15 protein-coding genes, 1 pseudogene and 1 riboswitch are annotated in these 25,130 nt (G+C 62.0%); of the genes and pseudogenes, 5 read left to right on the forward strand and 11 right to left on the reverse strand.

Annotated elements, in window-relative coordinates:
• Positions 1-213 precede the first annotated feature (213 nt).
• The 9 genes from DDF78_RS07645 to DDF78_RS07685 all read right to left on the reverse strand — a co-directional run bounded on the left by DDF78_RS07645 (position 214) and on the right by DDF78_RS07685 (position 15,917).
• Positions 214-1,974 carry an ATP-binding cassette domain-containing protein gene (locus DDF78_RS07645; protein WP_152581434.1) on the reverse strand — a complete coding sequence of 587 codons (1,761 nt, stop codon included), beginning with the start codon at positions 1,972-1,974 and terminating at the stop codon, positions 214-216.
• Between the two features lie 879 nt (positions 1,975-2,853).
• Positions 2,854-3,516: a TetR/AcrR family transcriptional regulator gene (locus tag DDF78_RS07650; RefSeq protein ID WP_162000785.1), complete on the reverse strand. Its 663-nt coding sequence runs from the start codon at positions 3,514-3,516 to the stop codon at positions 2,854-2,856.
• Between the two features lie 7 nt (positions 3,517-3,523).
• Positions 3,524-4,795 (reverse strand): ABC transporter permease, encoded by a 1,272-nt coding sequence (locus DDF78_RS07655; RefSeq protein WP_152581432.1) that lies wholly within the window; start codon positions 4,793-4,795, stop codon positions 3,524-3,526.
• Positions 4,773-5,558, reverse strand: coding sequence for an ABC transporter ATP-binding protein (locus DDF78_RS07660; protein WP_152581431.1), 786 nt, complete (start codon positions 5,556-5,558; stop codon positions 4,773-4,775). The genes DDF78_RS07655 and DDF78_RS07660 overlap by 23 nt, the downstream gene beginning before the upstream one ends.
• A gap of 169 nt (positions 5,559-5,727) precedes the next feature.
• Entirely contained in the window at positions 5,728-7,167 is a 1,440-nt protein-coding gene (locus tag DDF78_RS07665) for an FtsX-like permease family protein (protein ID WP_152581430.1), read from the reverse strand.
• Positions 7,164-7,907 (reverse strand): ABC transporter ATP-binding protein, encoded by a 744-nt coding sequence (locus tag DDF78_RS07670; protein ID WP_152581429.1) that lies wholly within the window; start codon positions 7,905-7,907, stop codon positions 7,164-7,166. Before DDF78_RS07670 ends, DDF78_RS07665 begins: the two co-directional genes overlap by 4 nt.
• Positions 7,908-8,036: 129 nt before the next feature.
• The gene (locus tag DDF78_RS07675) at positions 8,037-9,245 is read right to left on the reverse strand and encodes a P-loop NTPase (protein ID WP_152581428.1); all 1,209 of its coding nucleotides are present in this window, start codon (positions 9,243-9,245) and stop codon (positions 8,037-8,039) included.
• A gap of 99 nt (positions 9,246-9,344) precedes the next feature.
• Positions 9,345-11,942, reverse strand: a complete 2,598-nt coding sequence (ligA, locus tag DDF78_RS07680) for an NAD-dependent DNA ligase LigA (protein ID WP_152581427.1) — start codon at positions 11,940-11,942, stop codon at positions 9,345-9,347.
• A gap of 225 nt (positions 11,943-12,167) precedes the next feature.
• On the reverse strand, positions 12,168-15,917 hold the full coding sequence (locus DDF78_RS07685) for a tetratricopeptide repeat protein (RefSeq protein ID WP_152581426.1): 3,750 nt from the start codon (positions 15,915-15,917) through the stop codon (positions 12,168-12,170).
• Positions 15,918-15,967: 50 nt separating this feature from the next.
• Between DDF78_RS07685 and DDF78_RS07690 the strand changes: the two genes are divergently transcribed.
• Positions 15,968-18,256, forward strand: coding sequence for a glycosyltransferase (locus tag DDF78_RS07690; RefSeq protein WP_237564604.1), 2,289 nt, complete (start codon positions 15,968-15,970; stop codon positions 18,254-18,256).
• 37 nt (positions 18,257-18,293) lie between these two features.
• Here the strand turns inward: DDF78_RS07690 and DDF78_RS07695 are convergent, their stop codons facing one another.
• Positions 18,294-19,490 carry a pyridoxal phosphate-dependent aminotransferase gene (locus tag DDF78_RS07695; protein ID WP_152581425.1) on the reverse strand — a complete coding sequence of 399 codons (1,197 nt, stop codon included), beginning with the start codon at positions 19,488-19,490 and terminating at the stop codon, positions 18,294-18,296.
• Positions 19,491-19,735: 245 nt separating this feature from the next.
• The gene (gene ppgK, locus DDF78_RS07700) at positions 19,736-20,509 is read right to left on the reverse strand and encodes a polyphosphate--glucose phosphotransferase (protein ID WP_152581424.1); all 774 of its coding nucleotides are present in this window, start codon (positions 20,507-20,509) and stop codon (positions 19,736-19,738) included.
• Positions 20,510-20,745: 236 nt separating this feature from the next.
• Between ppgK and DDF78_RS07705 the strand changes: the two genes are divergently transcribed.
• The 4 genes and pseudogenes from DDF78_RS07705 to DDF78_RS12450 all read left to right on the forward strand — a co-directional run bounded on the left by DDF78_RS07705 (position 20,746) and on the right by DDF78_RS12450 (position 25,053).
• Entirely contained in the window at positions 20,746-21,525 is a 780-nt protein-coding gene (locus DDF78_RS07705) for a nitroreductase family protein (RefSeq protein ID WP_152581423.1), read from the forward strand.
• A 147-nt stretch (positions 21,526-21,672) separates the two neighbouring features.
• Positions 21,673-21,835, forward strand: a riboswitch (FMN riboswitch).
• A 4-nt stretch (positions 21,836-21,839) separates the two neighbouring features.
• Positions 21,840-22,493, forward strand: a complete 654-nt coding sequence (locus DDF78_RS07710) for an ECF transporter S component (protein WP_152581422.1) — start codon at positions 21,840-21,842, stop codon at positions 22,491-22,493.
• Between the two features lie 37 nt (positions 22,494-22,530).
• Positions 22,531-23,391: pseudogene (locus DDF78_RS12445) on the forward strand (energy-coupling factor ABC transporter ATP-binding protein); the annotation flags it as partial.
• 168 nt (positions 23,392-23,559) lie between these two features.
• Positions 23,560-25,053, forward strand: a complete 1,494-nt coding sequence (locus tag DDF78_RS12450) for a CbiQ family ECF transporter T component (protein WP_423773198.1) — start codon at positions 23,560-23,562, stop codon at positions 25,051-25,053.
• Positions 25,054-25,130 lie beyond the last annotated feature (77 nt).

Consider the following 25,130-nt stretch of genomic DNA (forward strand, 5'->3'; position numbering starts at 1 on the left):
GTCCTCACCCGGTCCGGCACTACCCGGCAGGCCCCCTAATTTTCCCCGCGGAAAAATACCGCCCCGACACGCCTACACCCACAAGGCCAAACCCCAAACATAAGCACCACATTTTGGCCTATAACTCTCTGTTGTGCTGCCTCTCGTCTGTGCTGCCTTCCAACTGTGTGCCGTGCAGCTGGCACGGTCACCTGTCTGCTGTTCAGCTCTCGGTCAGCCGACCTCCCATAGCGTCGAAGCGACTTGGCGCAGGAACCAGCGCTCGTGGGAGACTACCATTAGCGCGCCCGAGTAGGCTTGCAGCGCTGCGGCCAGCGCCTGCTTGGAATGCAGATCGAGGTGATTGGTCGGCTCATCCATGATGATGAGCTGCGGATGCTGTGCGATTCCTAGGCACAGCAGCAGTTTGCGCAGCTCCCCCGGCGAAGGCGATGTGCCGGCAGCCAGCCGGTCCGGATTGGCGTTGAGCTGGGCATAGGAGCTCAGAACCTGCGATTTGACTTCGCCTGGCAACTCGAGCAACTGCGCCAACGCGCGCTGCGCATCATCGTCGGTGGTGTTTTGCGCAATCATGAGGTAGGGCATCTCGCCGCCTGAGTTGGCCTGATCATTCTGGTCAATCTGCTCAACGCTCTTGTCGTTCCAACCACCCAGGCTTCTCAGCACAGCATTCACAATCGTGGTTTTCCCTCCACCGTTCGGGCCGGTGATGCCGATGTGATCTCGCGGACCGACACTCAACACGGGGATCGCCACGCCAACTCGGGGGGAATCCGCTGCGCCTAACGTATCTTCTGGCTCTTGCGACAGCACCGGTTGCGACAGCGTTGATTGCGATGCTGTTGCTGCCGGATTGATTGCAGCCGAACCAGCCGGCATCGAGCCAGTCCCCTGCGAAACGACACGCAATCGAGCCAGCGCCATATAATGCCCGGAGTCCGGCTCGGCTATCACCGCGTCAGAGCCATAGTAAATAACCCCTGCGGGCAGATGCACCAGCTCTCGGCGGTGGCTTGACTCGATATCGAACCAGATCTGGCCGTCATAGCGCTTCGCCGCAGTCGCAATGCTCGCCGCACGCTCGTCGGCAGCCGCCAAACGCCCGCCCAGCTGCGCATACTGCCGCGCAGGGTTGGCGTCCAGACTCAGCGCCTTCGCTCCGATTCGGCGCTCCCGCGCGTCATGATCCCTGGCGTCGATCCGCTCTCCATGCCGCTTGATCGCGTCAGCCTTCTGCACCTGCTGGAAGCGCTCGGCACGTATGTGTCGCAAGCGATTCGCCTCCTTATTCGCACTCACCGCCGCATCGCTTGCTGCGTGGTCGCGGCGTTCGACCTGAGCTGTCATATCGGCATACCCGCCGGCGAATTCCAGAATCGCAGTGACATTGCGGCCCTTCATATGCCGCCGCTCGAACACCACGCAACGCGAGCATGCAGCTTCGATCAGGTCCACATCATGCGACACCACGATGCCTATGCCGCTAAAGGAGCGCAGCGCTTCGGCAATGGCCAAACGCGTGGGTTCATCGACATGATTGGTCGGCTCATCAAGAATCAATAGGTCAGGACGCAGCGAAAGCGCACAGGCGAGCTGAAGCCGCTTTGCCTCGCCACCGGACAGGCTGTCGTAGCGATACGCCCAATCATCGCCGATGCCCAACGTCTCGCGTATCCGCAAGGTTTCCGGCGACCAGTCGACGGCGAAATCCTCAAGGTTTTCCGGGGCTTCGTCGGTGCGCTGCGGGCAGTAGGCGCTGATGAGGCTGCCCGGTTTCGGTGCGATGCTGCCACTGTCAGGTTTCACATGCCCGATTACAATCTGCATCAGCGTGGTCTTGCCGATGCCGTTATCGCCCAGCACCGCAGTCCATCCGGAGGGAAAGGTCACGCTGATGTGCTCGAACAGCGGCGTCGAAGAACTGGGATATTCATAGCTGATGTCATTCAACGTCAATACTTGCGGGTGCACCATAGTTGGTCACTCCAATCATGGAATATAGCGCATTGCAAGAAACTTCAACGATGCTGACGGTATGCGGTGGAACCCAACTGAGGCTCGCAGCCCTTATATTCCAGCGTGATGCGGCTTGGCCTGCGAAGCGATGTGATGGGACGAGCGCGGCAATGCGCCTCAACGCGCACGCACTACAAGACAGCACCATGTATATAGCATGACCGTCTCGCGCATCCGTCATTCATCACAAAAGCAAGGTCGGCAACCCTTTCGCCAAAAATTCAGATCCCTTGGCATATCAGGAATCTCTATCTCAAACCTTACGATATCATGGCTCGACTCACACTTTTCGGCCCTAGTCGAAAAAGTGCGAGAGACCACAGATATTTCGGCAGTTTGGGGGCAGAAAACTATGGATTTTAAAATTTATGCCTTTATCGGCAGCCTTCTTGAGCATGTGAATGCTGCACACAATTTTATTAAGCACATTCCATGAATAAAACCTTCGTATGCGATGAAACGGACACTGCTTATTCTCCTGGAACGCCGGCATTCCGTCAAAATGTTGTCTGCTGGATTCCCTGTCTACTTTCCGAAGTGCTTAATAGACGAAAAAAGTGCTGAATAAATGTGGTCTAGCGGTCCAGTGACTTCTGCACCCTAGAATTTCCATCTTCTCAGCACTTTTTTCGTCTATTAAGCACTTGCAAAAGTACAAACTCATTCGAGTCGATTCAATTGTTCACCTAACTCTTGGAATTCCGCCATTCCCAGATATGTGCCGACATGCTCGAAAGACCCCATTAGACGACTGTACCCAAGAATCTGCTTAGTAAATGATCAAACAAGACAGGTGCAACCAAATCTTTGGCGTGAATCATCAAAAAATGAGAAAATTCAATGACTCTCACCCGGCGACAACCCCTTCGCGAGGAAATCGACGACTTTGACGGTGGCGGAATCGATGTTGAGGTCTGCCGAATCCAACAAGATGTATGGCATCGTGGTGCCGATGACGGTGGAGGCGATGGTGCGCATGATTGTTGTGGCGGGCCAGTCGACGAGCTGGCCCGACTGCTGATAGCGTTTCAGGATTGGCTCAATCGTCTCGGTGATGGCGTCGGAAAACTGCCCTAGAACCGTCGTGAGCATCTGAGAATCGTTGAGCACTCTGCCGATCATGATGCGGATGAGCTGACGGTTGGATATGGCGAAGGCCATGCGATCGCGCACAATAAAATCCAGGAACGCCCGGAAGTCCGCAGAATCGTTCCGTGCGATCTCCCCCATGAACTTTTTGGCGAGGCGGGGCACCACCACGGTGGCCAGCGGCGCGAGCAGCGCGTCCAACAGGCCTTGCTTGCTGCGGTATTTCTTGTACACGGTTCCCTCGGAAACGTGTGCAAGCTGCGCGATGTCCCTAGTGCTGGTGGCGTCGAATCCTTTTTGTGAGAACAGCGTGAGGCAGGCCGTGAGCACGGCCCGCTGCTTGTCGGTCAGATCATCTGTTTGCAGGCTCGCCGCAAACGCATCCTCGATCAGTTGACGTGACTGCGTCACAGCGCACCTACCTTTCCGCCCGCGTGCGAGAGCTATGCAACGCATGCGGCCCACGAAGCCGACGCAGCAGCTTTCCCCGCGTTCCAGAGCGCCGAAGCGTACGCATCGTCAGCATATTGAGCGCAAAGAACACGATCAGGAATCCCACGAGCACCATAAGATGCGGCGCGACGTCGCTGAAGCCGCTCCCGCGTTCTATGACGTCGCTCATGCTCGTGGCACCCCAATACAGGGGCATGATATGGGCGATCACCTGCAGCCAGCGCGGCATAGAATCAACGGATATGAGACCGGAGAAGAATATCTGCGGGATGATAATGATAGGGATGAATTGCATTATCTGGAATTCGGTTTTCGCGAAGGCCGAGATCAGCAGACCGAGAGCGAGCGCCGTCAGCGCGATGAGCATGCTGATAAGCATGACCAACCATAGGCCGCCTAGAATCTGAATCTTGAATACCTGGATGGCGAACAGCATAATCAGGCAGGTCTGAATGACGGCGAACAGCCCGTAGCCCGCGAGATAGCCTCCAAGGATTTCGCGGAATGTGATCGGCGTGGCGAGCAGCCGGTACAACGTACCGGTGGTACGTTCGTGCAGCAGCGCCATACCGGAGATGATGAACACGAAGAAGAACACGACGAACGCCATCAGCACCGGCAGCAGATTCGTGAAGAAGGTCGAGTCTTTGGTGCCGTACAGGTAGTGAACCGAAACCGTGGCGGGCGCTGACTTTGAAGGAACTAGGGGCTGCGTAGGCGCTACCGGCATAGGAGTCGCTAGCGGGATATTCGCTGCCTTAAGCGTCGCAGTAAGGCTCTCAAGTTGCTGTTGCAGCGCTGTCAAGGCCTGGGCCTGCGCGGCGATGGTCGTCTCGGCGGCTTTGGCTTGCAGTGTCACCTGCGCAGCGTGCAAGCGCTGTTCGATAAGCGCATTCTTGCTGATGTCATCGCCTGCCAACGTGAGTGTCAGCGTGCTGCCATGCTGCTCGAGCAATCCTGCGTAATCATTGTCCCTGATGATGTGCTCGGCGCTTGTGCTTGCATCGTTGCCGCTGGCAGGCACCATATGCACGGCGAGACTGTCGGATTTGAGCGCGGCGACGAGCCGGGAATCCACCGCTCGCACACCGAGATCGGCGCTGGTGGTTCCGACCCCTTGGAACAGGTAGTACAAGAGCGTGAGAATGAGCAGCGGCGCGACGAGCATGAGTGCCAGCGTGCGCTTGTCGCGCAGCATCTCCAGCATGACTCGTTTAATGATTGCTATGGTGCGCATCTTGTCCCTTTCCCGCCGCGATGAACGCATCCTCAAGCGTTGGTGCGCTGAACTGTTCGACGACTTCGTCAGGCGTGCCTTCGGCGATGTTCATGCCGTCTCGAATCATGATGAGCCGGTCCGATTGCTGCGCGTCCTCCATGACGTGCGTCGTCAGCAGAATCGTCTTCCCCTCGCCCGCCAATCGACGTAGCTCGGTCCAAATCTGCCTGCGCAGTTCAGGATCGATGCCGACGGTCGGTTCATCGAGTATCAGGATGGGCGGATTGCTGATCATCGAGATGGCGAGGGATAGCCTTCGCTTCATTCCTCCGGAGAAATTGCCGACCTTGGTATGTAGGTCTTTCGCTAGCCCGACGACGCCCGCGACCTGCGGAATCGCCGCACGCAGCTGCTGTTTGCTCATCGAGAGCACGGTGCCGAAGAATCGAAGATTCTCCAAGGCTGTCAAGTCGGTGTACAAGGCGTCATTCTGCGCCATGTAGCCGATGCTGCCGAGCAGCATGCGGTTGGGCATGCGCGCGCCGAGCACCTGTACGGAGCCTGACTGCGGGGCAAGCATCCCCATGATGGCACTCACCAGCGTGGTCTTGCCCGAACCGCTCGGCCCGATAAGCGCGACTATCTCCCCACGCCTGATCTCTAGGCTCACGTCGTGCAACACTTCGGTTTTGCTGTAGTTCTGGCAGACATGTAAGACGGTCACCACGGCGGCATCATCGGTGTTGTCGCCGCCCGGCCTGTTGTTATCTGCTTGCGTCATCAGCGTTGCCGCCGTTCGCGGTCAATCAGGGTCGTAATCATCGTGGTCGTAGTCATAGTCGCGGTCATGTTCGCCATGCCGTCTCCAATCACTAGGTAAGTGAGCACTCACTTAGTGTATATCATCGGATGATTATGTCAAGGCTCGTTCAGCTATGGCCCGTTCCCGCCTATTCGCCGATGGCTGCTTGGATGGTAGCGATAGCTGGCTTCTGTAAGGTCGATCGCGCGGAAAAGAGGGTCGCAAACGAGCCAATGGTGATAATTGGCACACCTAGTGCGAGGAGGAACTGCCCGGGGAAGACCATGTGGAAGCTGCCAGACAAAGGAAGGAACGCTATGGCTGTGGCGGCTCCGACCACCAAGGTTGCTGCTGCGGCGACGAGGACGCCCGTGGTCATGAGAATAAAGCCGTCCAATGCGGATATCGCGAGCAGCTGACGGCGGTCGGCGCCCGCGATGGAGACGAGGGCCAGGTCGAGGTTGCGTTCCTTGGCGGAGATGGCGAAGCTGGCGACAGCCCCGACCAGCGTGATCAGCAGCGCCGCCCAGAATCCGGCGAGCAGCTCCATCGGGCTAGCCGACGATAGACCACGCAATTGCGGGAGGCTGCGCATGCCGGCGGTGCTGGTCTGCCCTGCGGCGAGCAGTCCGCCGACTAGGAACAGGCAGGCCGTCAGGGAGATGACGGAGGAGCCGAACGCCTTGCCCCGGCTTCGTGTGATGGCCGGCGAGCGGGCTATCTTCCAGGCGGGCGAGCGCGCCGGTATCAGGCGGGTCCAGACTCTGGTGGACCAGCCGATGGCGGAGCCGCCCGAGCGCGTCAGCGCGACCAGTATCAGGATGATCGCCAGCAATGAGCCGTTGCCTGTCAGGCTTATGACGGTCATGATCTGCTCGCTGCTCATGGCGGCAAGGCCGTGTTGCGACAGATATACATTGCCGGCGAGTGGCAGCAGCAGGACGATCATGGCGCTCAGGAACAGGAGCTTTCCCTTGCTGCTCTTCGCTTTCGTCATTCTCTCCTCTGCGCCTGCCCGGTTCAGCAGCTGGACGGGAATCATCGTTCTCAGGTCCCGCAGCGTCAGAAAGGCACCCAGCAGCGCCGTGATAAGCCCGGCCGCCAAGCCCGTCAATGCCGATCGTGTGAAATTATGCCAAGTGAACGTCAGCACCGGCGGCAGTCCCAGGACTGCGGAATGGAATTGCAGGATAGGCGGCGCAAGCAGCGGCGAGAGTGCCAGCCCTATGACGGAGGCCATCATGGTCAAGGCGAATACTTGGGTCACGGTGAACGCCAGCACCTGTCGCGGCGTGGCCCCGAGTAGGGAGAGCAGCGCCAATCCCTGCCGCCGCTGCCGGATGGAGGCCTGCAGCGTGAGCATGATCACCAGGCAGCCCAGAACCACCGCTACGGCATACACCAGGGCCAGACCCGAGCCCAGATGCTTGGCGGCTTCGCCCGTCTTCCCGGGCACGCCGAGGTAGTAATCGTTGACCCCCATGCTCACGCCCGTGGCGCACAGAATCGTCTGCGTCACCGTCAGCACCAGTAGCACCCCGGCCCAGATGCCCTTATTGGCTTTCAGATCATTGAACGCCCACGTCATAGCTCACCTCTTCCGGGCGCAGCGAGTTTGCCGTCGCGCATCGTATAGACGGCATCGCACTGCTGCGCGAGCCCGGGATCGTGCGTGACCACGATGACGCATTTGCCCGGACGATGGGAGAAGCCGCGCAGCTCGTCAAAGACCAGCTGGCCCGTGCTCCGGTCGAGCGCCCCGGTCGGCTCGTCGGCGAACACGACATCGGGGTCGGCGACAAGCGTACGCACCAGTGCGACCCGCTGCTGCTCGCCGCCTGACAGCGAACCCGCAATGGCGCCCTCATGCCCGCTCAGCCGGAACTTCTCCATAAGCGCCGAAAGCCTCTCGCGGTCGGCCTTCCGCCGCGCAAGGGTCAGCGGAAGCAGGATATTGTCGCGCACCGTCATGGAGGGGACCAGATTGTACGCCTGGAACACGAACCCGATATGCGACCTGCGGAAAAGCGCCAAGCCGCGCTGATCCTTCCCGTCAAGCCGCTCCCCCAACACCCGCACGCTTCCGCGCGAAGGCGACTCCAAACCCGACAGACAATACAGCAAAGTGCTCTTCCCGCACCCGGACGGGCCGGTGATCGCCGTCATGCCACCACTCGCGCTGAACGAGACATCACTGAACACCGTGGTCGAAGTCCCATCACCGGAGACGAAACTCTTGGCCAACCCTTCCGCCATCACCATGCCATCGGTCATGCCATCGGCCATGTCACCATATCTGGCGTTGTTTCGAAGTGCGTCATCGCTCATATCGCATCCCTTTGATTCCGTGAACCATCTGTTAGTTGGCTCCACGGTATCGCTGGCGTCGTGGCAGCAGGAGGAGAATCAGGGGCTATTCGGGGTGGAATCAGGGTAAAATCCGGTGATTGCAGCAGCTCAACTCATAAGCCGCTTCGCCAGGGCCTCGAAGGACCGCGCCAGCGGGCTTGAATCCAGTGCGCCTTCGGGCGTTAAGACCGCCGGGCGGCCGGTTTCGCCGACCTCTCGGATCTCGGGCTGCAGCGGCAGCTGAGTGAGCAGCGGCACGTCAACGCCGAGCGCCTCGGTCAGCTGCTGGCTGACGCGCGCACCACCGCCCTCGCCGAAGAGCCGCAGCCGCTCGCCATTATGGTCGAAGTAGCTCATATTCTCCACGACGCCACGCACCTTCATCGGCACCTGCAAGGCCACCAGTCCTGAGCGCACGGCCACGTCGGAGGCGCTGGGCTGGGGCGTGGTGACCACGACCAGCTCGGCGTTGGGCAGCGCCTGCGCCACGGAAATCGCCATATCCCCGGTGCCGGGGGCCAGATCGAGCAGCAGCACGTCGGGGCTGCCCCACCACACATCGGCGAGGAACTGTTCCAAGGAACGCTGCAGCCGTGGGCCCCGCCACAGGATCGCGCGCTCGGAACCGGCGAACATGCCGATGGAGATCATCTTGACGCCCCATGCGGTGACAGGCATGAGCATGCCGTTGAGGTTCGTGGGCCGGGTGTGCACACCAAAGAGTTTCGGCAGCGAGAAGCCGTAGATATCGGCGTCGATGGCGGCTGTATCGTAGCCAAGGGCCGCGAAAGTGGCGGCCAGATTCGCCGCGACCGAGGATTTGCCGACGCCGCCCTTGCCCGAGGCGATGGCGAAAATGCGCGTCTTGATGCCCGGCTTGTTGAACGGGTTCTGCCGTCGCTCGGCCTTGAGCCCGGCCACCAAATCAGCGAGCTTGTCGCGGCTCATCGACGACACCTCGATATGTGGGATAAGCGTCGCGTAAGGATACGAAGCCACTGCGCCGTTGATCTGGTTGGTGATGGTCTGGGAAAGCGGGCAGTCTTCGACGGTCAGCTCGACCTTCACCGTCACGTCATAGGTGTCGCCAGCGTCAGCAAGGCCGGAAGCAGCATCACCACTAGCGTCAGCGACATCAGCAACCGCTGCCAAGCCGGTTGCACCGGGCGCAGCCGCGAGTGTCGCCTTGATGGAGGCAATCATGCCGATATCGGTGATGGAACGACCCAGCTCCGGGTCGATCACCTTGCTCAGGCGCTCATACAGCTCCGCCTCGATATTGCGCGTTGCCGGTGATCCAGGCTGCGTGTGCGTCATCCAAGCCTCCTCGTGTTATTCGCCCCAACCACCCTAGCGCCTCGACGCGCGGCGTGCCAGAGCGATTCGCCAAGCCGGATTCTCAGCCGTTTACAAGCCTTACTCGTTGCCCATCGACTCACCGGATTGTTCCGCTGAATCGTTTGCCGAATCACCCGCCGACTCGATCGCAGTCCCAGCCGTCTCCCCCGGCTCGCCGGTCTCTAGCAGCCGTTTGAACTGCGCCTCGTCAAGCATCGGCAGGCCCAGTTCCTCGGCTTTGCCCGCCTTGGAGCCAGCATTCGCGCCGATGACGACATAATCCGTTTTCTTGCTCACCGAACCGGCCGCCTTGCCACCGTGCTCAATGATGGCCTCTTTCGCTGAATCGCGGCTGAAATCCTCAAGCGAGCCGGTGACGACGACTGTTTTGCCGGCCAAGGTCTGCGGCGCATTGTTCGTTTCGACGCCGCGCCCGACCCCTGCGGCCTTCCATGCAGCGAGAATCGTACCGCGCCAGTCGCCGGGCGTATGTGCGGCAGCAAACCAGTCCACAATGGACTGGGCGATCTCCGGCCCGATGCCGTCGATGTCGCACAGTTCCTCGGCGCTGGCCTGCTCGATGGCCTCAAGCGAGCCGAGCCGCGTGGCCACGAGCCGCGCGGTGGGAGGACCGAGCCGCCTGATCGACAGCGCCACCAGCACGCGCCATAGGTCGGCGTCTTTGGCCTTTTGAATCTCGTCAAGCATGGCGAGCGTGGTGCGCGAGGGCTTGGCGGCGATTTCGCCCGACTTGCTCTGGTTGTAGAACGCCGGCACCCGATGCCACAGGCCCGAGCTGCCGACCCGTCGGCGCTGCTTGTGCTTGCGCCCAGACTCGTCGGCTCGTTCGTTCACTTCGATGATGGGCGCCTCGCGCCAGACGTAGACATTGCGCAAGTCCTCGGCCGTGATTGCGAACAGCCCCGCTTCGCTGGTGAGCACCGGCGTCTGTTCCTGCGGCAATTCCAGCCCCTCGACCGGCTCATACGATTTCGGTGATTCGCCCGGAGCAACGGTTATCTCGCGCAGGTTGGGCGCATAGGTGTCGGCCGAACTCGGACGGTTCTCCTCCGGATTGGTCAACGCCACAGCGCTCTGCCCACCCAAGTGCTCGATGTCGAAGGCCTTGCGCGAGGCCAGGCTGATGATGCGCTCGGTGAGCTGGGCCGGGCACGCCTCCACATTCGGGCAGCGGATGTCCTTGTCGCCCTCTTTGGTGGGAGCCAGCACCGCGCCGCAGGACGGACAATGCGCCGGCATCACGAATTCGCGCAGCTGATCTTCGCGCCCTTCGCGACGGCTCAATACCGGGCCGACCAGTTCAGGAATCACATCGCCGGCCTTGCGCACCACCACCGTGTCGCCGATCAGTACAGCCTTGCGCTTGACCTCGAAGGCGTTGTGCAGCGTCGTGCGCGACACCGTCGAGCCGGCGACCAGCACGGGCTTCAGGATCGCGACCGGTGTGACGCGGCCCGTGCGCCCGACCTGCACCTGGATGTCGAGCAGCTCGGTGTTGACCTCCTCAGGCGGATACTTGTACGCAATCGCCCAGCGCGGGGCGCGCGACGTGGCACCCAGCGTGCGCTGCAGCGCCAGGTCGTCGACCTTGACCACGATGCCGTCAAGCGCATGCTCGATGTCGCCGCGATGCTCCTCGTAATAGTCGATCATCGTCAGAATCTGATCGAAATCGGTAACTTCGCGATTATGTGGAGAGATGGGAATGCCCCAAGCCTGATACAACTCATAGGCCTGCGACTGGTCCTCGACGTGGTCTGCGCCCTGCGGCACCCGGCCGCCCGGCCAGCGCAACTGACCCAGGCCGTGGGCATAGAAGCTCAGCCGCCGCGTGGCGGTGATGCGTGGGTCCTTCTGGCGCAAGGAGCCGGCTGCGGCGTTGCGCGGATTGGCGAACGGCGCCTTGCCCTCGTCTTCGTTGCGCTCGTTGAGCGTGCGGAAGTCGTCCCAGCGCATGAACACCTCGCCGCGTATCTCCACGAATTCGGGAATATCCTTGGCCTCGCCGGCCAGATTGGCGGGAATCGTGGCGATGGTGCGCACGTTCATCGTGATGTCTTCACCGGTCACGCCGTCACCACGCGTCAGCCCCTGTTCGAGCACACCGTTACGGTATATGAGATTTAATGCCAGCCCGTCGATCTTGACCTCGCAGGTCATCGGCAGCGGCTTGCCTTCCGGCCAGTCGAGATCGCGGCGGACCGAATCGTACCAGTCACACAGCTCCTCGATGGAGAACACGTCGTCCAGACTCATCATCTGCGAGGGATGGCGCACCGAAGCGAAATCATTCGAGAACGAGCCACCCACGCGATGCGTCGGCGATTGCAGCGAATCCAGCGTCGGGAACGTGGCTTCGAGCGCCTGCAGGCAGCGCATGCGCGCGTCATAGGCCGCGTCCGAGGAGGCCGGAGCGTCGTTCACGTAATAGGCGATCTGATCCGATTCCACCCATGAGGCCAGTCGCGCCCACAATCGGGCGGCATCCTCGGCGCTCATCGCACTTACGTCAAGATCATCCAGCTGCAGCGCATCGGCGTCGGTCGGCTGCAGCGCGGCGATCCATGCCGCCGAGCCGGGTTCGAGCCGGTCCGAGGCAGCGGCTCCGTCGAAATCCAACGTAGCCTGCGCTCGCTGTCGTGTCGTGTCGCTCATAGTCGTCTCACCTGTGTGTCTTACGTGGATATGGATTGTCTCTCACGATTGTATATGCGCACTACGCATGCCGCGATTCGCGTAGTGCGTGCTAAATGAACATGCTCGGCATCGATAATCTCTGGTGCGAACCTTGTCATTCCGCCATTTTGGTGGGAATCTACCTCGGCATCGATGTTCGTTTCATGCGCACTACGCAACGGGCGACGGGAATAGTGCGCACAGTCAGGTGTTAAGCGAACGCAGGAACTGTGCCTGCGCCATGTCGATCCCGTCATCATCCGAATCGTTCATCCGCGCCGCAGCGACCGACAGCGTGCGCGCCGGAACGAACATGGCGTTGTCGACGCATACCCGCGCCGCATCGCGTACGATCTCGGCAGCTTCGGTATGCGGCCAGACCGGCAGACCGTGCGCAGCGAGCAGCTGCTGCGCCTGCTCCACGTCATGCGGCACTATGACGCATTGCGACTGCGCCCGGGCAAGCAGCTCGTGCAGCTCCGCAGCCAGCGAGCCGATGCTTCCCGAGGCGATGTGATCGCTCATGATATAAGCGGCCGTTGCGACATCCAACTCGTCGCGCATCCATTCGGCGTAGGCGAAGCGGTAGTATGCGAATGCGGCGTCGTTGCGATCCAGCGCGACACGCAGCGCGTTCAGGCACGCAGCCCGGGCGGAATCCCAGTCCTCATTGCGCGCCAGCTGCACGGCCAGCTTCATATGCGAAAGCGGGTAGGTCGGCGCGTAGGACACCATCGCATTGAGCTGCGGCAGCGATTCCTTCGCCCCTTTGAGCTGCGCGAGCACATCGGCCAGCTCCATATGCGCGTAGAACAGGTTGTCGGGGATGAGCACCGTGCGTTCGCCGGGCGTGGCGAAGAGTCGGTTGTAGACCACGCGCTCCGCATAGGAGTTGAAATAACGCGGCACGCCATCACCTGCGGCGAACATCTCGTCAAGCTGATTGACCTGCTCGCCCAAGTGCTGCAAAGCCTGCTCTGCTTGCCCGGAGAACAGCATATCGCGGGTTTTGACCCGCTCCTGATCAAGCCGCGACGACAGAGAGAATTCGAAATCAGGCGTGTCGTGATCATCAATCAGCGCGCTACCGACTTGCGGAGCCAGCTCGGCAAGCTCCGGGTCGCCAAGCTCTTCGACGATGCGCATGGCCTGCTGGGCTTTGGCGACGGATGGCTGCGCGTCGTCGGCGGCAAGGCGGTGGAAATCATCGACCGCGCGCTGCAGCAGATCCTCGCGCTGAATCGAAAGCCCTATCGTATTGCTGGCGCCCAGCACCCGCGCCACGCCTGGCTTGAAATCCACATCCGAAAGCTCGGGCTCCTCCTGGGAGCCGAGCGGCGAGAACCGTGCGTCACGCAGATTGAACTCTGCGTTGACGGCCCGCAGCCCGCCGCGCTCGTCCGCGTCCATGACCGCGCCGAAGCGGCGGTACGTCTCCACGGGGTGGCGCAGCCCATCCTGATGCAGCCGGGCAAGCAGCTCCTCGCGCGTGAAAGTGACTGTAGCCAGGGTGCGAACGCTGGGGTTGCGGCGCAATGCCTCAAGCGGATCGCCGCCACCGGTCTGGCCGCCATCGCCTTCAGCTGCAATGTCATGGGCCGTATCGCCGCCCATCGTGTCGAAGGTCATCTCGTCGATGTCGGGGAATGCCACGCCCTGCATCAGATCCTCGAATTGCCGATCAATCGAAGGCTGCATGCCCTGCTCTCGCTGCGCCTTGTCATCGCCCGCCTGTGGCTCCTGTGACTGACCGCTGCGCTGCTGTCCGCTCTCAGACGGTGTTTCGCTGCCAGCCGCGTGACCAGTTGTGTGATCAGCCGCGTGGCCAGTTTCGTAGTTATGCCCGGCAGCGACTCCATCGATGCCCGCGGCACTGCCCGCGTTGTCGTCCGCCAAACCATTCGCAGCGCCGCTCTCAGCTCTACCGCTCACAGCACTGCCATTCACAACATCGCCACTCGCAGCAGCGGTATTCGCACCGTCGCCAGCCACCGGATGAATGCCGGATTCCGTGTCACCCTGGTTCGCCGGAGTCTCCCCCCGACGCCGCAGTTCCTCATCGTCGGGCGTTGTATTCGCCCGAGTGGGGTCCCCGTGCACGTCGCCGTCCTTGGGGTCGGCCTTGGACGAGTCGAAACGCAGATCGGGCGCACGCATACGCTCGAAGGCATTCAGCGCCTGATTCATCATCTGCGTAATCGCGCTATCCTGCTCGGCGACGGCTTCCTCCAAGCCAATGGAATCGATATGCAGCGAAATTTGGTGGATATGGGGATTGGCCCCAAAGCCAAGGGCCGCCATGATCAGGCCGACGCGCAGATTGTAGTCAGCGCTCATCGCCGCACGTTCCTCCGGACTGGTCTGCGCCCATGTACGCGTCTTACTGTCATATCGCTGCGAAGGCATCATCGATGCGCCAGCGGTCGTAAAAGCGAAGGCGGCGTTGCCCGCGCTCAGATTCGAACGGAATTCCACATCAAAGCGATATGGCAGCTTCAACTGGCGCAGCAGCGTCGCCAAGGTCTGGCGCACCACCCATTCCGAACCCAGACCGGCATCCGTACCAGCAGAATCCGTACCGCTAGCGTCCGTTCCGCCAGCAGGATCAGGCGACTCCCGGGCAATCGTCTGCGCGCTCTCACGCGCCGCATCGACCATATGCTCGATGGCTCGTATGCCATCGTCGCCAGCCAAATCAGCCGCCTGCTGGTCGTCAAAGCCCAACGCGCCCAAGGCAGGGTCTTCGAGCAGCGCCAGATCGATCTGCGCGGCCTGAATGCGGGTCACCGTGTCTTCAATCGGCGTGGCACCGATGCGCGCATTGCGTTCCAGCCATCCGCTGACCGAGGAGAAGCGGTTGAGATTGCCCTCGATGCGCAGCGATTTGAGCGCAGGGGCGAATTCCATCGAGGAATCCCATGCGAAGAAATAGCTTCCCGAATAACTCGACGTATACAGATGCAGCGGCTCAGCCCCATGCACCGCTTCAAGCCCTGGGGTGGGCTCCAATGCGCCAGCCTGCTCCATCAGATCGGAGAAATATTCTTCCAATCCCGAGACGCGCAGACCGCGCGAGCGCGCATCGTTCATATCGCGCACGCAGCGCCTGATGGCACCCATAGGAGCTTCCCGATTGAGCCGGCGGAAGATATTACCCGAGCCGAAGCCGATCAGCTGGCCGCCAAGCTGCACCAGCAGGTAGGCGGCGAAGAAAGCGATGGCGATGGCATCGCGATATTCCAGATCAAAGCGCATCGATTCAGGCAGCTTCATGCGCAGCTGCTCGAGTGTGTAACGGTTGTCGTGTTTGAGCCATGAGGCGAGCCACGTCATCCGCCCGCTCGCGTCGCGGCCTACGATGCCGCCGCGCACGACGTCGACGGCACGCTGGTTCTCGTTACGCACTGTCGACGCCTTCAATCGCCGCAAGGTCGATGCGAGCGACAAGCCATGCGCCATGCCGTCGTTGCCCAGCCGGGCGCCCTCGGGCAGGTGGGAAAGCCCTTCTTTGCCGAACAGCAGGCAGGGCTCCATGCCGTGCGTGTCCATAGCCGGATCGGTGCCGATGAACACCCGTCCCTTGGCATCGGCGAGCGCGATCTGCGCGAAATGCCGTTCGCCCATGAACACGCCGAGCGAGAAAGCCTGGCCGTTGCTCTGCGGCAGCTGCGCCCAGCCCAATGCCAAGGCACTGGGGATGCCTTCGAATTGCGTGAACATACGATGCTTGGTCAGTGCGGGGAGCAGCAACGCGCCTTGTCGCAAATCGTCCAGCAGACCGGCGACTCCGTCATGCGAGGAGGTCGAGGGGCCAGCGCTCTGATCGGCGCCCGTGCGCCGCCCGCCGTCATCCGCCACGCCGAGAGCATGGACCGCGCTTCGCAGCTTCGCGAATATGGCGGATCCGCGCCATGAGCGGGCACGCTCGTTCGTATCGTGGATGAATTCAGGCATGTGCCTCATTGTTCCAATCCACTCAGACATGATGCTTATAGAATAATGGGGTGATCGCACGCATAAGACTCTTACGAAGGCACCGCCGGGCATGGCTGCGCGCCCTGTTGGCGGCGGCGTTGATCGTGATGATGGAATGCGTGGCCTTCAACCTTCCGTTCTGGACCACCATCGCCGCCAGCACCGATTCCGATGGCGTGTACAACGCGATGGGCCCAGGGGTGGCTCGCACCGCTGACGGGCTGTTCAAAGTGACCGACCCTACGGGGGCTTATCTTGAGCTCGCCGCGGACGGTTCGTCATCCTACGCGCGCATTGATCCGGCGCCCGTGCCGAGCGAATCGCACAGCGCGAACGGGCGAAACGCCGTGCTGTTCGCGGCGCGTGTCCGGCTAGATTCGGATGGCCGCGCCGGGCGTTCGCAGTCGGTGGATCTGAGCGTGCCGCAATCCCTGTATCTGCGCACCGATGCCAAAGCGAGCATACGGCTGTGGCTGCAGGAGCCTGCCGGATCGCTGATCGCGATTCGCGCGGTCCGCGCCAACGCGCGTGTGCCATTCCAGTTCGACTGGCTCAGAGTCGCCGTTATGGCGGCAATCGTGCTGCTTATCGCTGCGTGGCGGCCGGGATCGGCGCTGTGGCGTATCACGCTGAATCCGCATAGCGTGCGTCAGCGGCTCGCCTTCGCGCTGCCGCTGCTGGCGGTGACGGCCATTGCCGCAGTGGGCGTGGTCGCTCGGCTGCGGGCCGCTGCCCCGCTGAGCTTTCATCTGCCGGGCGAGTATACCTATGATTTCGACCAGTATGGGCATGTGGCCGATGCGCTGCTGCATGGCCGCACCTGGCTCGATCTGCCGGTGCCCAGGCAGTTGGCGGCCGCCGCCAACCCCTATGACACGACGACGCGCGAGCAGTTGCTGGCGCAGGGCGTGAGCCCGATCTACTGGGATTACGTGTTCTATCAGGGTCATTGGTTCTCCTATTTCGGCGTGCTGCCAGCCGTGCTGCTATTCATGCCTTACCGCGCGATTTCCTCGCTGTGGGTGCCGGGAGGGGCGATGCTGCCGACCTCGGCTGCGGTGCTGATGCTGGTAGCAGGCTTTATCATCGCCGGCAGCCTGCTCATCGTCCGTTTGGTGCGCCGGCTCGCCCCGCACGCCTCGATTGCGGCCACATCGATGGCACTGCTGCTCGTGCTGATCGGGTCGAATGTCGCGTATCTGGGGCTGCGGATGAATTTCTATTCGGTGCCTTTCGCCGCTTCGCTGCTGCTCAGCGCGCTCGGCCTGTGGTTCTGGATCGGGGCGAGCGATGCGAAGCACCACGGGCGATTCGTATGGCACATCGGTGATGCGCCGGCGATATCGCTGCCGCATCTGGCCGCAGGCAGCCTGTGCATAGCCGCCAACATCGGGTGCCGGCCGACCTTCGCGCTGATTGCGCTGCTGGGCTTCCCGCTGTTTCGCCAGCAGCTCACGGCCGCATGGCACTATGCTCGCCCGGGCGCGAAAACCGGCACACTGCGCGCGACTTGTACGGTGCTGGTACCGGCGTTGCTCATGGTGGTGCCGATCGGCGCGTATAACGCCGTGCGTTTCGGATCCCCGTTCATATTCGGCGACGCCTATCAGCTCACGGTCGCTGATATGACGCACTATGCCCCGTCAGCGGCGAATATCCTGTCCATCGCCGGCTACTATCTGCTGCTGCCGTTGCGCGCGACAGGCAGCTTCCCCTTCCTGGCGCTCTCCCCGACTCCGCTGGCCCAATGGGCGTACACGGAGCCGCTGGTCGGCGGGCTGTTCATGCTGTGCCCGGTTTTGCTGCTGGCTTGGGCGCTGCCGTTCCTACGGCGCCGACTGCGCGCGTCAGGGCTGTGGAGCACCTTGATAGGATGCCTGTCGCTGGCTGTGGTGCTGATGCTGGTGGATGCCGCGCGAGGCGGACTCGGCTGGCGCTATATGACCGATTTCGGCTGGCTATTCGCTCTTGCGGCCATCGCCGTCATGCTGGTGGTGTTGCGGGAGACAGATGCTGCGGTTCTCGTTTTTCCGGGCATTTCTGGCGCGTCGGGTATTCCTAGTGTTTCTAGCATTCCTGATGTTCCGAACGCGCACGAGACAGTGACGCTTGCGAATCGCAACGCAGCCAATTGCCAGCCACGCCGCTGCCGACCATGCTCCGCGCTCTGGTTCATACGTCTCGCGCTGCTGGCGCTGATGCTCGCGAGCATCGCGATAACGCTGCTGTCCTTCTTCGTCCCCGGCCGCGACGACGCGCTGATTCACACATATCCGACGCTCTACTACAGCGTACGCTCCTGGTTCATGGCGTTATGACGATGGCTCCCGCATTTCTCTGACTCTTCACTATTCGCTAGCCCAGCAGCTTCGCAACGGTAGCGAGCACCGCCCGCACATTGCGCGCGAACTCCTCCGGCTCGGGCAGCAGCGACAGCGCCAGGTAGCCGTTCGACGCCATATCGAAGAAATAGCCTGGCTGACCGGAAAGCCGCTGATCTCGAATCAGCGCCAGCACCACATCGTTCTCGTCCAGCACGGCCGGCAGCCGCAGCAGCACATTCCATCCGCCTTCCGCGCGCAGCACGGACACCAAGCCGTCGGCGTCATCATCCAGCAGCGTATGCAATGCCGCCAAATTGGCCGATGCCCTGCCCAGGACGCGCTCGGTCTGCGTAGGCACGGCGGCCAGCAGCTCCGGGATGCGGTTGGCTATGATATCGCTCATCGGCAGGTAGTCGTCGGCGATCACATCGAGCCGGCGCACGGCCTCGTCCACATCAGGCTGCGGACCGGAGACCTGAATCCACCCTACTTTGGCGTGCGGCGCGGCCAGCATCTTGGAGAAGCCATCCAAGGTGAAGGTCAGCACGCCGCGCTCGCCAGCTAGGCGTGCATTGCTTGCGAAGGGCTCAAGCGCATAATCGAAGAACACCTCGTCGGCGATGAGCGCGATATCGTGCTTGCGGCACAGTTCCAGCACCGCGCCGCGTTCCCCCGGCTTGATATACGATCCGGTGGGATTATTCGGGTTGATAAGCACCAGAGCGCGAACGCGTGGGCCGTCCGGGCCGTCGAGCAGTGCCTTGAGCGCCGCCGCATCGATGAACCATGAGCCATCGAAGCATAGCTGATATTCGCGCGTCCGCACGCATTCCAGGCGCGCAATCGATTCGATAAGCGGGTACCCTGGCTTGGGCGCAAGCACGATATCGCCGGGGTCGCACAAGAGTTTAAACAGCCAGGAGTAGGCTTGCGAGGTCGAACTGAGCAGATAGAGCCGGTCGGGATCGATAGCGCCAGCAGCAGCGCCCGCACTGGCACCAGCACTGGTATCGCGTAAGCCAAGGAAGTCCGCCAGCGCCTCGCGTGCCTGGCGAGGTCCGCGCGGCTGCGCTGCGTAGACGCCGGGAATCGCGGCGGGGCCGAGCCCGTGACGTGTGGGATTCGAATCGTTGAGCTTGCCCGGCGCCACACCTTGGGCAGCAGCCTGTGCCTCGGCCCGGGCTATGGGGTTGGGATCGCTGATATCCACTCGTGAAGAAAAACGCACACGCCCAGCCTAGCTGTGCGCCGCGAATTCGTGGGCGTTGCGGATGCCCACCGTTGCGGGTGCCCACCGTTGCGGGTGCCCACCGTTGCGGGTGCCCACCGTTGCGGGTGCCCACCGTTGCGGGTGCCCACCGTTGCGGGTGCCCACCGTTGCGGGTGCCCACCGTTGCGGGTGCCCACAATGCAGCAAGGCCGCCGACAACAGTCAGCGGCCTTGCGTTCACAAGCATGCAGAAGTACTACCAACTACTGCCCGTTCCATTTCGTCGTCGCATAGTATGCAGCGCCGACGATGCCGGCGGCATTGCGCAGCTTGGCCGGAACGATAGGGGTCTTGATGTCGACATAGGGCAGGAACTTCTCGCTCACACGGCTCACGCCGCCGCCGACGACGAAGAGATCCGGACTCAGATACGTTTCCAGCAGACCGTAGTATTTGGTCAGCCGCTTCGCCCACTTCTTATAGCCCAAATCCTCCCGCTCGCGCACAGCAGAGGACGCCCACTTCTCGGCGTCGCCCTTACCCTTGGGCAGCTCGATATGGCCCAGCTCGCTATTGGGGATGAGCACGCCGTTGTAGATCAGCGCGGTGCCAATGCCCGTGCCCAGCGTGGTGGCGATCACGAAGCCGTTCTGTCCTTTCGCCGCGCCGAACTGCTGCTCGGCCAGGCCTGCGGCATCAGCGTCGTTGACCACGGTGACCGGTCGGCCGCACGCCTGAGAGAATACTTCGGTGACGTCCACGCCAATCCACGACTGGTCGAGGTTGGCCATGAAATCGAGCTTGCGCCCGGGCTTGATCGGCGCAGGGAAAGCGATGCCCACCGGGGTATCTTCGGGTACCTCGAAATGATCAAGCTGCTGGCGCACGATCTGCGCCACCGAATCCGGCGTGGAGACCTCGGGCGTAAGAATCTTCAGACGCGGTTCGGCGAACTGGCCCTGTTCCAGATCAACCGGCGCGGCCTTGATGCCCGAGCCTCCGATATCGACGCCAAACGCCTGTGCTGTTTCTATCATCTCTTACCTCTCTGTAGGATGGCAACTTCATTGCTGATATCCGTGATTCTAGCGCGCTCTGCACCCGACACGCTGCACCCGACACGCTGCCAATATCTGAAAAACAAGCTAACGTTTGCATCCATGCTCGCATAGGACCGCAGAACAGCGCGAAAACTGACACGCAGGAGGCTTCGTTCGCTCTTCGGCGGCGTTTCCTAGATGCCATGCATGCCGATCTGCGCCATAATCAAAGTATGTCGTACACCCAGCTCATTGACGCCATCAACATCCGTTCAGCCGTCCGTCGCTATGACCCCGCCCCCATCGACGAAGACATGGCCCGCCAGCTCGACATGGCCCTTGATGCCGTGAACACGTTGTCAGGTCTGCATCTGCAGCTCATCCGCAACGAGCGACAGGCCTTCGGCCCGGCCGTCGATTCCGGGCGCTTCGCGAATGTCGCGAACTATCTGGCCATCGTGGGGCCGCGCGGCGACAACGAATCCAGAGAGAAGGCCGGATTCTACGGCGAGCGCATCATACTCACCGCCGTGCAACGCTCGTTGGGCGCCTGCTGGGTGGCCGCCAGCATAGACCGCGAGCAGGTGGAGCGCCATTGCAGCATCGATAGCGGCGAAGAGCTCTACCTCGTGGCGGCCATCGGATATCCCGAGCATCACGAGGACTATGCGCAGCGCAGCTACGAGGACGTTGTGCAGGTGCAGAGCACGCATCGCACAAGCAAATCCTTCGAGGAATTCACCCGCTCGATGAACGACGAGGATCGCCGCCTTGCACCCGCGTGGTTCACCGCAGGCGTCGAAGCCGCGATGAAGGCCCCGAGCGCCAGGAATCTGCAGCCGGCATGGTTCTCCTACAACGCCGAAGACGGCACGGCCGCCGCGCATATCGATTATCAGGCGCAGGACAACCACGCCTTCAACGACCTAGGGATAGCCAAGCTCCATTTCCAGATTGGAGCCGGCTCCGGCAGCTGGACCTGGGGCGACGGCGGCCTGTTCACACGGCAGTAGGCCTGAAACCTGCCGCACTGCGTCCACCCGCCGCCTCATCTGTCTCAATTTATTTCATTTGTCTCCATCCCCACTCATCTCACCCGCTCTCATCCGCCTGAAGAGATACCTCTTGCATGACGCCCCGGCGAGGGGTATAAAGGGACTCGCAAGTTTCAGGGAAGGTGAAAATCCTTACTGGCGGTAACTTCCATTCCGGCGCCATCATGGCGGCCATAACGGTGAAGAAGAAGCCCGCGACCCGCGTCAAGCGGCTGATCCGGTGGGAATCCGGGGCCAACGGTTACAGTCCGGATGGAAGAAACGAGGCTCATATGAGCGACCTTTCGCATGCCGGAAATACCCCGGCGTCATCACCGATTTCAACTTCGACGGACCCTGCAGGTGCTGACCCCGCAGCGCAGTCGACGGCCGCGCGCAATGCGCATGACACCGGAGTCGCCGACTCCGGCCGCTGGTCAACCAGGCGCATCGCGATCTACGCGCTGTTCGTCGCGCTGGCCATGGCCACGAGTTTCGTCGAATTCCCGATTATTCCCGGGGTTCCGTGGCTCAAATACGACCCTTCGGGCATCGTCTGCCTCATCGCCGGCTTCGCCTTCGGCCCCTCGGCCGCAGCCATCGTCAGCGTGCTGGGCTTCACCCCTCATCTGCTGATGGACCCGTGGGGCACGCTTATGGCGGTGCTGGTTTCCCTGGCGCTGAGTGTACCGGCCGCGCTGGTCTACAAGTACCGCCGCAGCCAAGGCGGTGCTATCGTAGGCATTCTGCTCGGAGCGCTGTGCGCGCTGGCCGTTGCGATTCTGGGCAATCTGGTCGTCACGCCGATTTACGCGCATATGAGCATCGCGCAAGTCGCCGCGCTGATCGTGCCGGTGCTGCTGCCGTTCAATCTCATCAAGTTCGCAATCGATGGCGTTGTCACATATCTGATCTACAAGCCCGTCTCGAACCTACTGCATCGCTGAGCGCCGCATGACGAATGTGATTGCACAGCCGCGGCCCATGCGGGCTGCCACGGCGTTATCGGATGCTGCGCTATCATCAGCGGCAGTAGCAGCATGCGATGCTGGATTGTCCGGACGCGCCGAGTCTGCGATATCCACTAAGCCGTTGGCACCCGCCGAGTCATTGATACTCGGGGAGTCGTTGATATCTACAAAACCGCTGATATCCACTGACTCGCTGCCGAACCCGACATTGCACGCCGTGCAGCTGAACGGCGTGCGCTTCAGCTACGACCGTGGCAAGGCCTGGGCGTTGGACGGCATCGATCTGACGATTCGGCCCGGCGAGCGCATCTGCCTGACCGGGCCGAATGGCTCGGGCAAATCGACCCTGTCTCGCATCATCGCCGGGCTGGTCGCGCCTGACTGCGGCACCGTGCAATTACTAGGGCATCAGGTGTTCGACGGAGCGCAGCCCGACCCGCAGGCGTACCGAAAGGCCCGCCACGGCATCGGCGCGGTGTTCCAGAATCCTGAGGACCAGATTGTCACCACCGTGGTCGAGGACGATGTCGCGTTCGGTCCGGAGAACCTCGGCCTGCCGCATCCTGTCATCGCCCAGCGTCTCGACGCGGCGCTGGGGGCTGTGGATATGGCCGCATACCGCCACGGCGATCCCGCGCATATGAGCGGCGGCCAGCAGCAGCGCATTGCCATCGCTGGAACGCTGGCAATGGCCCCGTCCATGATCGTGCTCGACGAACCCACCGCGATGCTCGATTCCCTGGCGCAAGCCGAGGTCATGGGCATACTCGATGCTTTGCAGGCGCGCGGTACCACCATCGTGCACGTCACGCATCGCAGCGGCGAAACCGCGCACGCCGACCGCGTCATTCGCATGGAGCATGGCCGCATCGTTGCTGATACGACGATTGCGTATGCAACGGTTACTGATGCGAAGGCTACTGATACGACCATTACGCAGCCCGCCGCCGGCGCCAAACCCGATGTCACCCATGTCACCGCCACCACAGCCGCCAACCGCGACTGTGCCTCCAACGACTCGCACAGCACCGCATGGCACGGCATGACGGCCGATTGGCAGGCCCACGTCGACCGTCCTGCCATCGAGGTGAGCCATGTCTCGATGCGCTATGCGAATGCCAGCAATGCAGCTCTCGACGACTTGTCGCTGACCATCGAACCCGGCGAAACGGTAGCCATCATGGGCCGCAACGGCTCAGGCAAGACGACGCTCGCCCGGCTGCTGGCCGCATTGGAGAAGCCGAGCGCCGGCACAATCCGCATCGCCGGCATCGACCCGGCCACACGGTCAAGACGCGCCCGCAAGGAGCTGCGCCGTCAGGTGGGGCTGGTGATGCAGCGACCCGAACGTCAGCTGTTCGCCGAAACCGTGGCCGAGGACATCGCCTATGGCCCCTCGAATCAGCATCTTGCGCCAGCCGAGGTCGCCAGCCGTGTGCAGGATGCCATGACGCTGCTGCACATCAGCCATCTCGCGCAGCGCTCCCCCGCCAGCCTCTCCGGAGGTCAGCAACGCCTGGCCGCCATCGCCGGGGTCATCGCATGCCAGCCCGGCATCCTCATCATGGACGAGCCGACAGCCAGCCTCGACGCCGCAGCCAGCGCGCGCATTCACGAGCTGGTGCGCGCGCTGCATGATCGCGGCGTGACGATCGTCATGATCACCCACTCGCCTGAGGAGGCGCAGACCCTGGCGAGCCGCATCATCACGCTTCCGGAGCATGCGGCCACACCGCTTTCGGTCGTCGAAGAAGGTGAGCAGGGCGAGGCCCGACCGGCATCATTCGTGGCCAGTCTCGACCCGCGGGTGAAGATGGTGGCTTTTCTGGCCCTCATGTTTACGGCGTTCATGATTCACACGCCCGTGCAGTTGGCGCTGAGCGCGGCGCTGGTGGCCGGCATCGTCGCAGCGGCACGCATCAGCCCGCTGCGTCTGCTCGCCTCGATTCATATGTTCCTGGCTCTATTCGTGATGATGGGACTGCTCAACGTGTTCTTCGTACGCACGGGAGCCACGCTGTTCACCATCGCGTCCGTGCCTATCACCACGGATGGCCTGAGCGTCGCGATGCTGTACATATGCCGTTTTGCGCTGGTGGTCATCCTCGGCGCGGTACTGCTCGAAACCACGACCCCCACCGCGCTGGCCGACGGCTTCGGCTCGCTGCTCTCCCCGCTGCATCGCGTCATGCACACGCAGGAGCTGGCGCTGGTGATGAGCCTGGCGCTGCGCTTCCTGCCGATTCTAGGGCGTGAGACGCGCGCCATCATGGACGCGCAGTCGGCGCGCGGCGGCAGCATCGAAACCGGCTCCCCCGCCCGGAGAATCAAGGCGATGAGCGCAATCATCGTCCCCGTGTTCGCCGGCACGCTGCGTCACGCCGACAATCTGAGCCTCGCCCTCGACGCCCGCTGCTACGAGGAGGGCGCGCGCCGGACCCATTGGCGGCTGATGCGCGTCAGGACTCGCGATATCGCATTCGGCGTGCTTGCGGCGGTCTACATCGTGGCCCTCATCGTGCTGGGGCTGATGTAACTGCTGCGATCGGTATCGTTGCGCGCAATTTTCCGTTAGTTTCCACCATTTTTCGCAGCTTTCCGCACGCCGCTTGC

This window comes from Bifidobacterium tibiigranuli, from assembly GCF_009371885.1.
Lineage (GTDB): Bacteria > Actinomycetota > Actinomycetes > Actinomycetales > Bifidobacteriaceae > Bifidobacterium > Bifidobacterium tibiigranuli.